The organism is Mesorhizobium sp. LHD-90, assembly GCF_030929505.1.
Classification (GTDB): Bacteria; Pseudomonadota; Alphaproteobacteria; order Rhizobiales; family Rhizobiaceae; genus Kumtagia.
In genome coordinates this window covers 355,606-367,794 of sequence record NZ_JAVFVV010000003.1, presented here as the reverse complement: position 1 = coordinate 367,794, position 12,189 = coordinate 355,606, and the positions used below count along the sequence as shown (strand labels likewise).

12 protein-coding genes and 1 pseudogene are annotated in these 12,189 nt (G+C 63.7%); 4 read left to right on the top strand and 9 right to left on the bottom strand.

Translation table 11 applies throughout. The annotated features are described in order from the left end of the window. Window positions 1-120: 120 nt before the first annotated feature. Genes RB623_RS05765 through nthA form a run of 3 tightly spaced genes read right to left on the bottom strand, consistent with a single transcriptional unit; the run spans window position 121 to window position 1,743 of the window. Window positions 121-492 carry a nitrile hydratase accessory protein gene (locus tag RB623_RS05765; RefSeq protein ID WP_308055807.1) on the bottom strand — a complete coding sequence of 124 codons (372 nt, stop codon included), beginning with the start codon at window positions 490-492 and terminating at the stop codon, window positions 121-123. Continuing rightward, window positions 479-1,138 (bottom strand): nitrile hydratase subunit beta, encoded by a 660-nt coding sequence (nthB, locus tag RB623_RS05760; protein WP_308055806.1) that lies wholly within the window; start codon window positions 1,136-1,138, stop codon window positions 479-481. Before nthB ends, RB623_RS05765 begins: the two co-directional genes overlap by 14 nt. Beyond that, window positions 1,135-1,743, bottom strand: a complete 609-nt coding sequence (gene nthA, locus RB623_RS05755; RefSeq protein WP_308055805.1) for a nitrile hydratase subunit alpha — start codon at window positions 1,741-1,743, stop codon at window positions 1,135-1,137. The genes nthB and nthA overlap by 4 nt, the downstream gene beginning before the upstream one ends. A gap of 92 nt (window positions 1,744-1,835) precedes the next feature. On the opposite strand from nthA, the gene RB623_RS05750 reads away from it, so the two are divergent. Both RB623_RS05750 and RB623_RS05745 read left to right on the top strand, forming a co-directional pair. Then, the gene (locus tag RB623_RS05750; RefSeq protein WP_308055804.1) at window positions 1,836-3,113 is read left to right on the top strand and encodes an SDR family oxidoreductase; all 1,278 of its coding nucleotides are present in this window, start codon (window positions 1,836-1,838) and stop codon (window positions 3,111-3,113) included. Between the two features lies 1 nt (window position 3,114). After that, window positions 3,115-3,588, top strand: a complete 474-nt coding sequence (locus RB623_RS05745) for a DUF2269 domain-containing protein (protein WP_308055803.1) — start codon at window positions 3,115-3,117, stop codon at window positions 3,586-3,588. 2 nt (window positions 3,589-3,590) lie between these two features. Here RB623_RS05745 and RB623_RS05740 read toward each other — a convergent pair whose 3' ends face one another. From RB623_RS05740 to RB623_RS05730, 3 genes and pseudogenes are all read right to left on the bottom strand, one after another. Further along, complete coding sequence (locus RB623_RS05740) at window positions 3,591-4,184, bottom strand: LysE family translocator (RefSeq protein WP_308055801.1); 594 nt, start codon at window positions 4,182-4,184, stop codon at window positions 3,591-3,593. Window positions 4,185-4,313: 129 nt separating this feature from the next. After that, complete coding sequence (locus RB623_RS05735) at window positions 4,314-4,457, bottom strand: SEL1-like repeat protein (RefSeq protein WP_308055846.1); 144 nt, start codon at window positions 4,455-4,457, stop codon at window positions 4,314-4,316. A gap of 8 nt (window positions 4,458-4,465) precedes the next feature. Further along, window positions 4,466-4,581 (bottom strand): annotated as a pseudogene (locus tag RB623_RS05730) (LysE family translocator); the annotation flags it as partial. Window positions 4,582-4,844: 263 nt separating this feature from the next. On the opposite strand from RB623_RS05730, the gene RB623_RS05725 reads away from it, so the two are divergent. Further along, entirely contained in the window at window positions 4,845-5,594 is a 750-nt protein-coding gene (locus RB623_RS05725) for a hypothetical protein (RefSeq protein WP_308055800.1), read from the top strand. A 58-nt stretch (window positions 5,595-5,652) separates the two neighbouring features. Here RB623_RS05725 and ilvN read toward each other — a convergent pair whose 3' ends face one another. The 3 genes from ilvN to RB623_RS05710 form a co-directional block, all read right to left on the bottom strand. Beyond that, window positions 5,653-6,225: an acetolactate synthase small subunit gene (ilvN, locus tag RB623_RS05720; protein WP_308055799.1), complete on the bottom strand. Its 573-nt coding sequence runs from the start codon at window positions 6,223-6,225 to the stop codon at window positions 5,653-5,655. Between the two features lie 83 nt (window positions 6,226-6,308). After that, window positions 6,309-8,099, bottom strand: a complete 1,791-nt coding sequence (locus RB623_RS05715; protein WP_308055798.1) for an acetolactate synthase 3 large subunit — start codon at window positions 8,097-8,099, stop codon at window positions 6,309-6,311. A gap of 256 nt (window positions 8,100-8,355) precedes the next feature. Further along, window positions 8,356-9,603 carry a flavin-dependent oxidoreductase gene (locus RB623_RS05710; protein ID WP_308055797.1) on the bottom strand — a complete coding sequence of 416 codons (1,248 nt, stop codon included), beginning with the start codon at window positions 9,601-9,603 and terminating at the stop codon, window positions 8,356-8,358. Between the two features lie 262 nt (window positions 9,604-9,865). Between RB623_RS05710 and RB623_RS05705 the strand changes: the two genes are divergently transcribed. Further along, window positions 9,866-11,713: a CHRD domain-containing protein gene (locus RB623_RS05705; protein ID WP_308055796.1), complete on the top strand. Its 1,848-nt coding sequence runs from the start codon at window positions 9,866-9,868 to the stop codon at window positions 11,711-11,713. Window positions 11,714-12,189 lie beyond the last annotated feature (476 nt).

Below are 12,189 nucleotides of genomic sequence, written 5' to 3'. Positions count from 1 at the left end.
TAGCGTTCCGTAGAGACGGCGACGTCCCGGCGAACCAATCTCGGCGATTGGCTTGCAGGCACGACCTTCCTCATCCAGAGGTGCGAGCCCGCACGACGTTGAAATAAAAGACAAAACTTTTCACGAGCGAGCCTCGAAGGACGCACCCTGCTCCGGATCGTTCTCCAGCAGGATCGGCTTTCCGTGCGGCGTCGCATGCGCGGCGCGCTCCCACGCAGCCGCCAGCGTCTCGATATCCTCGGCGAGCGCCACGCCCTTCTTCGCCAGCAGCTTTTCCAGCGCCGCCAGCCAGTGGTCATAGTAGTCATGGCCGTCCAGCGCGGCATCGGCGCGATGCACCTCGGCGGAAAGCGTCTCGGCCCACTCGCCCCAGGAAAACAATCCACGCTCGTGCAGCGCCACGACGAGCGCAAAAGCTTCCGCTTGCCAGGGTTCGGCAAAGACAGGCTCGTCCATCCCCGGCGGCAGGGTGCCGGCCTCACGCCGGTTCAAGGTAGCTCTCCCACGCGTCGATCGAGACGGTCAGCGTCGGATCGGCGCCCTCGCCCCAGATTTCGCCGGCGTCGAACACCACCGTATAGACATGCTGCGGCTGCTCGCCCCCGCCATGCGCGTTGCTGTCGGGGAAGACAAAACCCTCGCGCACTGCCTCCACCACGCCCGGCTTGCCGCGCGCATAACGCGGCAGGCGCGTATGGCCTGCTGGATGGAAATTTTTCGTCCGCACCCGGTCGCCCGCCTTGAATCGCGGCGCACCTTTCACCGGCCGGTCGCATGGCGCGCCCTTCGCCAGCACCGCCGCGACATTCTCCGCCTTCAGAACGCGCTTCGGCGTTGCCGCCGGCGATAGCACCTCGCCTTTCGCCAGTTCTTCATCCGTGACGAACTGGTGGCGCACCAGCAGGCGCTCCAGCGCCTTGATCCAGATTTCGTAATAGCTGGACGCATAATAGTCCGCCGGATGCAGCGATTCCCGCATGTGCCGGCTTTCGTCAATCGTCCAGGCACCCATCGCACCCGCCGAGATGGTGACGCCCAACGCCCGCTTCTCCCATTCGCCATGGAAATACGGCTCGTCCTGTTCCGGAGCGACCGGGCCGAACCCCATCTGCCCGCCGAGATCCTGCGGCCCGTTCATGCCGCCGGCTCCAGCGCCAGCCCGGTGCCGATCATCGAATCGCGCGTCACCAGTTCAGAAAGCCGTTCCTCGTCCCAGCCCTCGGTGCCGGGCGGCCGCATCGGCACGACGAGATAGCGCAGTTCGGCAGTCGAATCCCAGACGCGGATTTTCGTGTCGCTAGGCAGGGTTAGGCCGAATTCCTCCAGCACACCGCGCGGATCGATGACGGCGCGGCTGCGGTAAGGCGGCGCCTTGTACCAGACCGGCGGCAGGCCGAGCACCGACCACGGATAACAGGAGCACAGCGTGCAGACGACGAGGTTGTGCGTGTCGGCCGTGTTGAACACCGCCTGCATGTGCTCGCCCTGCCGGCCGCTATAGCCGAGCGAGGCGATCGCCGCCGTCGCGTCGCGCCTGAGCCACTCGGCGAAACTGGGATCGCTCCATGCCTTCGCCACGACCTTGGCGCCGTTGCGCGGCCCGACCTTCGTCTCGTAGGTCTCGACGATGGCGTCGATCGCTGCCGGATCGACCAACCCCTTTCTGACAAGAATTGTCTCCAGGGCCCGCACCCGCGCAGCCATGGGGTCAAGGTCGTTGTCGTGGTGGTGATCGTGGGACATGCGCAAAGTCTAGAACCGCCCCGGCGTACAGGCAAGCGGCCGCCAGCACCCAAGAATTGCACCACCCGCGTGCAACTCGCTATCGTCGCATTATGCGGGTGCTGATTCTGGGCGGAAGCGGACTGATCGGAACGGCTGTCGTGACAGCACTCGCCGGTCGCGGGCATGCGCTGATCGCCCTCGCCCGTGACATCGCGGCGGCGTCGCGACGAATCGGCCATGTCGAATGGCTGTCAGTTGACCTCGCAACCCTGTCCCAACCGACGGACTGGCAGAAACACCTCGACGGCATCGACTGCGTGGTGAATTGCGCCGGTGCCTTGCAGGACGGCGGCCGCGACGATCTCGCGGCGCTGCAGACCGCAACGCTCGCCCTCTACACTGCGGCCGCACGGCCCAAGCCTCGCCTCATCGTCCAGGTATCGGCACGTACCGAAGGCGCCAGCAATACGACCCGCTTCATACGGACCAAGCGGCATGCCGACACGGCGCTGAAAGAATGCGGCCTGCCCTTTGTCATCCTGCGGCCCGCCATCGTCATCGGCCGCAACGCCTATGGTGGCTCCGCGCTGCTGCGGGCGCTGGCCGCCTTTCCCATCGTCTCGCCGTTGGCGAACGCCGATACGCCGATGCAGTTCGTCGCGCTCGACGACGTGGGAACGGCTGTTGTCGACGCGGTCGAGGGCCGTATTCCGCCAGACGGCGACCTCGACCTCGCCGCGCCCCAGACACTGACGCTCGCGCAGGCGGTCGCCCTGCATCGCCGCTGGCTTGGCCTGCCGCCAGCGGCCACGATTGCGGTCCCGTTTTTCGCCGCCCGCCTTTTATCACAGATAGCCGACGGGCTTGGCCATCTCGGCTGGCGCTCGCCGCTGCGCAGCACGGCCATGACCGTCGCCTCCGGCGGCGTTGCCGACCATGTTCCACCGAGCGGCCGCTCCTTCAAGCCACTTGCCGAAATCCTCGCGACCCCAGCCGGAGCACAGGACCTCTGGTTCGCGAGGCTTTATCTGCTGAAAGCCCCTGTCTTCGCCAGTCTAAGCTTGTTCTGGCTACTCTCCGGCCTGATCGCGCTGTTTCGGTTCGACGCAAGCGCGCAGCATCTCATCTCGGCTGGAGCGTCCACTGCCGCCGCCGGCGCACTTACCCTGGCAACCAGCCTCGCCGACATCGTGCTCGGCATTGGCGTGGCCATCCGCCGATACGCCGCCGCTGCATTGAAAGGGATGCTGCTGCTGTCGGCCATCTACCTGCTTTCGGCGACAGTGCTGACACCCGGCCTCTGGACCGATCCGCTCGGGCCGTTGGTGAAGGTGCTGCCGTCGCTCGCGCTCACGCTAGTCGCCCTGGCGATCCTGGACGAGCGTTGACATGGAAGATCTGCTGCGCCTCGTTCATGTGCTCGGCGCGGCGGTGTTGTTCGGCACGGGCGCCGGCATCGCCTTCTTCATGGTGATGGTCCACCGCACTCGCGATCCGAAAACCATCGCCCATGTCGCCGGCACGGTAGTCGTCGCCGACACCGTCTTTACTGCGACGGCGGTCATTCTTCAGCCGATCACCGGCGCATGGCTGGCACTTCGGATTGGCTGGCCGCTTTCCGAAGGCTGGATCGTGCTGTCGCTGGCGCTTTATGTCGTCACCGGCCTGTTCTGGCTGCCGGTGGTCGTAATCCAGATCAGGCTGCGTGACCTTGCCCGCCGAGCCGGGCGCGACGACAGCCCGTTGCCCGCCGAATATTTCCGGCTCTACCGCATCTGGTTCGCCTTCGGTTTTCCAGCTTTCTTCGCGGTGATCGGCATCTTCTGGCTGATGCTGACGAAACCCGCGATGAAACTGTTCTGAGCCTATTTCAACATCGGCCACAGCGTCGCCGCCAGCAGCAGCCCCATGGCGATGTTGAACCATTTCAGCCGCTCCGGATCCGCAAGGAACCCACGCAGCGCCATGCCGAACCCCGCCCAGGTCGAGACACTCGGAAAGTTGACCGCGGCGAAGGCAAAACCGATCACCAGCACCGAGAAGAAGGGCTGCGCCGGATTGGTGTAGAGCGACATCGCGCCGACCGCCATCGCCCAGGCCTTCGGGTTGACCCACTGGAAGGCGGCCGCCTCCAGGAACGTCATCGGCTTGGCCTTGCCGTTCACGCCGCCCAGCGTGCGCGACATGGCGATCTTCCAGGCGAGGTAGAGCAGATAGGCGCCGCCGGCGACCTTCAGCACCAATTCGAGCGCCGGAAACGCCTTCAGCACGGCGCCGAGCCCGAAACCCACAGCCAGGAGCAACACCAGAAAACCGATGGCGATGCCGGTCATGTGGGGGATGGTGCGGACAAAGCCGAAATTCACGCCCGACGCCAGCAGCATGAGATTGTTCGGCCCCGGCGTGATCGACGTCACGAACGCGTAGAGGAGCAAGGCGAGAAAGACTTCGGTCGACATGATGCTTCCTGACGATCTTTTATGTCAGCATCATTGACCTATCCTGCCAGACAAGTCACGCGGACAATTGCGTTGGTGACAAGCTTGCGCCGACCGGCTGTGCTCGGTGCATGCCGAAAACCCGCGCACTCATTCGAGCGTTCGGGAAAGCTCGTTCGCATAGTCGCAGGCGGAGAAATCCGGATCGATCGCGCAGGATTTTTCATAAAGCGCCCGCGCCTTCGCCCTGTCGGGCGTGACGCCCTCGCCGATCTGGTACGACTGTCCGTGCATCGTGCAGCCCCAGGCATCGTCGGGATCGTCCGCACGAAGCTGAAATTCACGCCCGATGCCAGCAGCATGAGATTGTTCGACCCCGGCAAGATCGAGGTGACGAGGCATAGGTCAACAAGGCCAGAAATGCGTCGCCAGACGTCCATCATCCCTCGAAATATTTCCATTGTCGTGTCTTTTCGGGGGATCCGAAAAAACCAACTCCGCCCGACAGGCTGGTCCAAGACAGTAGTCCTGTTCGGATCGGCGAGGCCAACACCAACCCTGCGGCCAGATTGAGATGCCTTGGCCCTCACGATCGAAGCCTTGCCAGCGAACAGTTCCTGGTTCATGTCTTTCTGACATTGCGCAAAATGGCGATTCACCGCGCAACACTGGGAATGAAAAATGTCCGCCGTTGCCAAGCTCGAACCAAGCAGCCGCGCCCGCGAGCTCATCCGACATGTTGTCGCGAGCATCGACGCATCCGACCGCTATTCGTTACCGTTCCCACACATCTTCTTCCGTGATTTCTTCCCAAGCGATTTCTACGCCGAGCTGATCAAGTCGATTCCAACCGGGGGCTACTATCGGATCACCAGCGCCCGCATGGCGCTTCGCCTCTACGGCGACAATCTCGCCAAGATCGACGGGGACGTGCGCGACCTATGGGCAGACGTGTCGGAAACGCTGACCTCCCCTGAGGTCGAGGACGCGATCCGGCGCCAGTTGCGCGAGGGCCTGGAGATCCGTGCGCGCGGCGACAAGATGAACAGCGTCGAAGACCTTAAAATGGTGGCGAGACCGGTCCTCTACAGCGACAAGGACGGCTATCAGATCAAGCCGCATCCCGACACGCGCAGGAAGGTGGTGACGATGCAGCTCTACTGCCCCGCCGACGACAGCCAGCGCGAACTCGGAACTACGCTGTACCAGGCATCACTGAAAGGCATGCTGAACGTCGGTTCCTATGGTCTCGAGCCAGTCAAGACGCTGCCGTTCCTCCCCAATGTCGGCTATGCCTTCGTGGTTCTGAAGGCCTCTCACTCACTGATGAAGATGAGCTGGCACGGCCGCCCGAAAATCAAGACACCTATCAATCAGCCGCGCGTCTCGCTGCTCAACACCTTCTACGTCAACGAAGAGGTCGAGTTCTGATTGCCGGACGGTTCTCGCCTTCGACCTTGCTTCTATCGGGCGCAGAAATCCGCCGGCCTCACATCCCCTGCGGACCGCGGTTCATTGCCGCCACGCCGGTGCGACACACCTCGACCAGTCCCAGCGGCTTCATGATGGCGATGAACTGCTCGATCTTGGCGACTGCGCCGGTGATCTCGAAGATGAAGTGTTCCGTGTTGGCGTCGATCACCTTGGCGCGGAAGGCTTCGGCCAGCCGCAGCGTCTCGACGCGCTCGTCGCCGGTGCCCGCCACCTTGATCAGCGCCAGTTCGCGCGCCAGCGGCTTGTCCTGGCCGAGTTCGCCGGCCCTGACCGACAGGTCGACCACCCGATGCACCGGCACGATGCGTTCGAGCTGGTGCTTGATCTGCTCCAGCACATGCGGCGTGCCGCGCGTCACTATGGTGATGCGCGACAGGTGCTTTTCATGCTCGGTCTCGGAGACCGTCAGGCTTTCGATGTTGTAGCCGCGCCCGGAGAACAGGCCGATGACCCGGGCGAGCACCCCCGGCTCGTTGTCGACCAGAACCGACAGCGTATGCGTTTCGGGCCGCTCGGTCTCTCGGGCGATGAAGTAGGCGGAGCCGGTGGGCTGAAGCTGGGCGTTCATGATGGATTTTTTGCTTTCGCGGACGGACTGAACTTTTTTCGCGGAATGAAATGGGCCGCTGGCAGCGGCCCCTGTGGATCGGGTTAAACCAGTTCCCTGCCCTTGGCGTCGATGGCGTTCGCCACCGCCTCGTCGGTCGCCTCGTCCGGCAAGAGCATCTCGTTATGCGCCTTCCCGGACGGGATCATCGGGAAGCAGTTGGCGAGTGTCGCCACGCGGCAGTCGAACAGCACCGGCTTCTTGACGTCGATCATCTCCTTGATCGCGTCGTCGAGGTCGCCGGGCTTCTCGCAACGAATGCCGTGCGCGCCATAGGCCTGCGCCATCAGCACGAAATCCGGCATCGCCTCCGTATAGGAATGCGACAGCCGGTTGCCGTGCAAAAGCTGCTGCCACTGCCTTACCATGCCCATATACTGGTTGTTGAGAATGAAGATTTTTATCGGCGCCTCGTACTGAACCGCGCAGCTCATCTCCTGCATCGTCATCTGCACCGAAGCGTCGCCGGCGATGTCGATGACCAGCGAGTCCGGATGGGCGATCTGCACGCCGAGCGCCGCCGGCAGGCCGTAGCCCATCGTGCCCAGCCCGCCGGAGGTCATCCAGCGGTTCGGCTTGTCGAAATGGAAATGCTGCGCCGCCCACATCTGGTGCTGGCCGACTTCCGTGGTGATGTAGACGTCCTTGTCGCGCGTCAGCTCGAACAGCCGTTGGATGGCGTATTGCGGCATGATCACGTCGTCATTGTTCTTGAAGGCGAGCGAATCCCGCGCCCGCCAGCGGGCGATCTGCTCCCACCAGGGATAGAGCGCCTTCTTGTCGGCTTTCGCGGTCGCCCGCCACAGCCGGACCAGATCTTCCAGCACGCGGCCGCAATCGCCGATGATCGGCACGTCGACACGCACGTTCTTGTTGATCGAGGACGGGTCGATGTCGATATGGATCTTCTTGGAGTTCGGCGAGAAAGCGCTGATGCGGCCTGTGATGCGGTCGTCGAAGCGCGCGCCGATGCACAGCATCACGTCGCAGTCGTGCATCGCCAGATTGGCCTCGTAGGTGCCGTGCATGCCGAGCATGCCCAGCCAGTTCTTGCCGCTGGCCGGATAGGCGCCGAGCCCCATCAGCGTCGAGGTGATCGGAAAGCCGGTCAGATCGACCAGTTCGCGCAAGAGGTGGCTCGCCTCGGGACCGGCATTGACCACGCCGCCGCCGGTATAGATGACCGGCTTCTTCGCTGAAGCCAGCAGCGCCACCGCCTCCTTGATCTTGTCGAGGTCGCCCTGGACCTTTGGATGGTAGCTGGTGCGCGGCGCCGTCTGCGGCGGCGTGTAGATGCCCTTGGCAAACTGCACGTCCTTCGGCACGTCGACCACGACCGGCCCAGGCCGGCCCGTGGTGGCGACGTGGAAGGCTTCGTGGATAATCGCCGACAGCTCGTTGACGTCCTTGACCAGCCAGTTGTGTTTTGTGCAGGGCCGGGTGATACCGACCGTATCGCATTCCTGAAAAGCGTCGGAGCCGATCAGCGAGGTCGGCACCTGGCCGGTGATGCAGACCAGCGGGATCGAATCCATCAGCGCGTCCTGCAGCGGCGTCACCGCATTGGTGGCGCCCGGACCGGAGGTCACCAGCATGACGCCGGCCTTGCCGGTCGAGCGGGCATAGCCCTCGGCCGCATGCCCCGCCCCCTGCTCGTGGCGCACGAGGATGTGCTCGATCTCCTCCTGCTGGAAAAGCTCGTCATAGATCGGCAGGACCGCGCCGCCGGGATAGCCGAAGAGGTGCTTGACGCCATTGTCCTTGAGCGCCTGTACGACCATCTCCGCGCCCGTCATCTCGCGTGTGCCGCTGTCGTTCTTTGCCGTACTCGTCATCTCAATTGTTCCGTCGGTTCTTCGCCGTTTGGCGTATGCTGGTCGGTTTAGTCGTGTTGCGGGCAATAAAAAAGGCCCCCGGGAGGGAGCCTGCTTGTTGCGCATGGGAGGACGTCGCCCGGCGGTCACACCGCCTTGCCCATGCGCCTTCCTACGAGAATGAGGGTCGTCTTCATGGGCGCGGACAATAGTGCGAGGTCGCGGCAACTGTCAACAGGTTCGCACACGCGTTGTTCCCGCTGGCAAAACCGCTATGTCAGCCCTTGTTGACCTGCTGTTTGGCAAATCCCGCAAGCGACGCGTAGCCGCGAACGATGGCTTCGCGCTCGCTGTGGCTTGCGACTTTCTCGATGTCGTCGAAGCCGTCCGGTGCACGCGCCTCGACGACGTCGATCACGCCCTCGGGCCCACCCTTTCGGTTGGCGAGCACGATCCCCTCGGTCGCGGGGCGCCGCTCGGCATCATAGGCGGCAAGCGCTTCCGCCATACCGGCCCCGGAGGTGAGATGCGTGGTCAAGCTGCGCGCGTCCAGTATAGCCTGGCTGGCGCCATTAGAGCCGACCGGATACATCGGGTGGGCGGCGTCACCGAGCAGCGTCACACGGTCGAACGACCAGCGTGCGACTGGATCGCGATCGCAGTTCGGGTACTCGTAGAATGTCTCGCTGGTTTCGATCAACGCAGCCGGCTCGACGAAATCCAGGTGAAACCTGTCGCGCACGAATGGCAGCACCTCGTTGAGCAGGCCGGCGCGGTTCCAATCCTCAGGGCGCAAAGGCGGCTCACCATACGCGCCGGTACGCGCCATAACGGCCCAATTGGTCAGCCGCATGTCCGGTCGCTCGGGAACCGCTTTGATGGGATAGTAGACGAACTTGGCGAAATTGCCGCCCGCGATCGCCATCGTCCTGCCGTCCTTCCAGACCGGCCATTCCGTGGTGCCGCGCCACAGCATGATGCCGCTCCAGATCGGTGGTCCCTCGCCGGGATAGAGGACGGCGCGGACGGCGGAGTGGATGCCGTCGGCGCCGATCAGCAGGTCACCCCATGCCATCGACCTGGTTCGATCACCGCCGCACTCGACGTGAACGCCGACACCGCCCCCGGTCTGCTCAAAACCCACAACCCGGCAGTCCGTATGAATGGCATGCGGGCCCAATCGCTCGATCACGTTTCGGTGGAGCAGCCCAAGCAGTTTCCCGCGATGGATACTGAACTGCGGAACCTCGTAGCCGGCATCAAGGCCGCGCAGTTCTTGCCACACGATCTGTCCGAAACGGTTGCTCAAGATCAGCTCGCGCGTCCGGATGCCCTCGGCATCGAGATCGCGCATCAGCCCCAGCGACGACAGCTCGCGCACCGCATGCGGCAGCATGTTGATGCCGACGCCCAATTCGCGCATCTGGGGCGCCCGCTCGAAAAGCTCCACCTCGATGCCGGCCTGGTGAAGAAAAAGTGCAGTCGTCAACCCGCCGATGCCGGCGCCCGCAATCAGCGCTTTCATGATCCATACCTACCCCGGAATGGGCCGAAAGTTCAACGCTTGGGTGCCGGTCTGCAAGATTGCTATCGACTAGCCAGGTGGCGGGTACTGCCCGCGGTCGTCAAGCGGCCCGCTATCGACGCTGAAACTTTTGCGCTGCGGCGTTCGTTGCTTCGGCCGCCGGGAAGAAACCCTACCCCGCCACCGTTCATACGTTTGCTGCGGGCCGCTTCCCCCGGCCCGGGTCTCCATCGATTCTTAGCGCAAAGTCTGGGAGGGCATCATGGCTAACATCACGCTTGGCTCTGGCAACCAGAGCTTTCAATTCGAGGCCGGATCGGGCGACAACACCATCGTCGACTTCCGTTCCCGCTATTTCAACGCCGACCTGAGCGGCGCCAACGAGGTTCCGCCGCGCGACACCACCGCCACAGGCACGGCCGAGGCGGTGCTCAATTTTGCGCAGACGAAACTCGACATCGACGTCAGCGTCACCGGCCTCAGCACAAACGCCAGCAGCGGCCACATCCACCAGGAAGTCGCCGGCAAGAACGGCGGCATCGTCTTCAATCTCACGCCGCCGTCGGCACAGACTTTCGACATTTCCCGGAGCTGGGCCATTCCGATCACCGAGGTGGACGACCTCTTGAACGCCGGCCTCTACGTCAACATCCACACCGACAAGTTCAGCGGCGGCGAGATCCGCGGCCAGCTCGAAGTCAATGCGGGCGACACCGGCAACGACAGGATCGACCTGACCGGCTTCAACGTCGGCACTTTTGACGCGCTGCTGCATGTGCTTTCGGACACGGCGGAGGGCGCGGACATCACGATCCGCAAGAACGGCGTCGCCGACGTGCTCACCCTCGGCGGCATCGAGGTGGCTGACCTGCAGGAAGCCTTCTTCGTCTTCGCCGGCAACGTCAACGAGACCATCAACGGCACGGCGGGCATAGACGACCTGTTCGGCGCGGGCGGCACCGATGTCATCAACGGTCTCGCCGGCAACGACCATCTGCTCGGCGAGACCGGCAACGACACGCTGGTGGGCGGCGCCGGCGCCGACCATCTGCATGGCGGCAGCGGTGTCGACACCGCGAGCTATGCCGGCTCGAACGCCGCCGTCAACGTCAACATGTGGACAGAAACCTATACGGGCGGCCACGCCGCCGGCGACGAACTGTTCTCGATCGAGAATCTCACCGGCTCGTCCCACAACGACATTCTCGTCGCCAACGACGTGAACAACGTCTTGAACGGCGCCGCCGGCGCAGACTCCATGAAGGGCCTTGCCGGCAACGACACCTATTTCGTCGACAATGCCGGAGATGTCATTCTGGAAGATGCGGGCGACCTCGCCGACCTCGTCGCCACCAATACGAGCTACGTGCTCACAGCCGGCGCCGAGGTCGAGACGCTGCGCACCACCTCGATGGGCGGGACCGGCGCGATCAACCTCACCGGCAACACCTTCTCCCAGACCATCGTCGGCAATGCCGGCATCAACGTGCTGAAGGGCGGCGGCGGCCTCGACACTCTGTCGGGTCTCGGCGGCAACGACGTCTATCTGGTCTACAACGCCACCGACATCATTCAGGAGAGTTCCACGCAAGGCGCCGTCGACAGGATCGCGGCCGCCACCTCCTACGTGCTCAAGGCCGGCGTCCATGTTGAGCAGATGACGACCACCTCGGCCGCCGGCACCGGCGCCATCAGTCTCACCGGCAACGAGATCGCCCAGATGATGACCGGCAATGCCGGCGCCAACCGCTTGGAGGGCAAGGGCGGCGCCGACCAGTATCGCGGCCTCGGCGGGGCCGACACATTCGTCTTCGCCACGAAGCTCGGCGGCGGCAATGTCGACAAGATTTTGGATTTCAGCGTGCCCGACGACCGCATGCTGCTTTCGGACGCCATTTTCACGGCGCTGAACACCGGCACATTGGCCTCGGCAGCCTTCCGGGCGAATACTACCGGATTGGCGGGCGACGCTAGCGATCGCATCATCTACGAGACCGACACCGGCAGGATCTTTTACGACGCGGACGGGACAGGCGCCACGGCCGGCGTCCATTTCGTGACGATCACCGCCGGGCTGGCGCTCACCAACGCGGATTTCTCCGTGGCGTAGTATTGTGATCGCCAGTTGCCGCTTGCCCGAGGCACTGACGCAGTCGGTTTTTGCGGCCCACTTGATATTTCGACGTGGCCCGGCACCTCAGGGTGCCGGCCGCGCTTCCGCAAGGCCGGCTTCCTGTCCGGCCTGGCGGAGCCGCCGCTCGTTGCGGGTTCCGCGGCACCGGGGGGTCTAAGGCAACTCAGCGTCGCCCCAGGGTTGCGCCGGCGCAGGCGGTTGAAAACGTGAAGTTGACGCAATAACGACCAATGTTGTTTTGAGTTTATAAACGGCTTGATCGTTTAACCGGTATCTTGGGAGCACAGGAAGATGTCCGGTCTTACATCGCGCCATACCGGTCGACGAATGCAGCGGCAGCAGGTCGACCGAAGCGAACGACGCCGCTCATTGGGCCCGCGGTTGGACCCTGACGCGCTGTCTGCTCTAAGGTCTGTTGAGATTCCAGGTTAGGGCGAGCCGAAAATGGCGGA

Excerpts from the sequence above, each read along its gene's own strand:
- RB623_RS05725 (WP_308055800.1), top strand. The coding sequence starts at position 4,845 with ATGTCCGCCGTTGCCAAGCTCGAACCAAGCAGCCGCGCCCGCGAGCTC.
- RB623_RS05735 (WP_308055846.1), bottom strand. The coding sequence starts at position 4,457 with ATGCACGGACAGTCGTACCAGATCGGCGAGGGCGTCACGCCCGACAGG.
- RB623_RS05715 (WP_308055798.1), bottom strand. The coding sequence starts at position 8,099 with ATGACGAGTACGGCAAAGAACGACAGCGGCACACGCGAGATGACGGGC.
- RB623_RS05710 (WP_308055797.1), bottom strand. The coding sequence starts at position 9,603 with ATGAAAGCGCTGATTGCGGGCGCCGGCATCGGCGGGTTGACGACTGCA.
- ilvN (WP_308055799.1), bottom strand. The coding sequence starts at position 6,225 with ATGAACGCCCAGCTTCAGCCCACCGGCTCCGCCTACTTCATCGCCCGA.
- RB623_RS05745 (WP_308055803.1), top strand. The coding sequence starts at position 3,115 with ATGGAAGATCTGCTGCGCCTCGTTCATGTGCTCGGCGCGGCGGTGTTG.
- nthA (WP_308055805.1), bottom strand. The coding sequence starts at position 1,743 with ATGTCCCACGATCACCACCACGACAACGACCTTGACCCCATGGCTGCG.
- RB623_RS05740 (WP_308055801.1), bottom strand. The coding sequence starts at position 4,184 with ATGTCGACCGAAGTCTTTCTCGCCTTGCTCCTCTACGCGTTCGTGACG.
- nthB (WP_308055806.1), bottom strand. The coding sequence starts at position 1,138 with ATGAACGGGCCGCAGGATCTCGGCGGGCAGATGGGGTTCGGCCCGGTC.
- RB623_RS05705 (WP_308055796.1), top strand. The coding sequence starts at position 9,866 with ATGGCTAACATCACGCTTGGCTCTGGCAACCAGAGCTTTCAATTCGAG.
- RB623_RS05750 (WP_308055804.1), top strand. The coding sequence starts at position 1,836 with ATGCGGGTGCTGATTCTGGGCGGAAGCGGACTGATCGGAACGGCTGTC.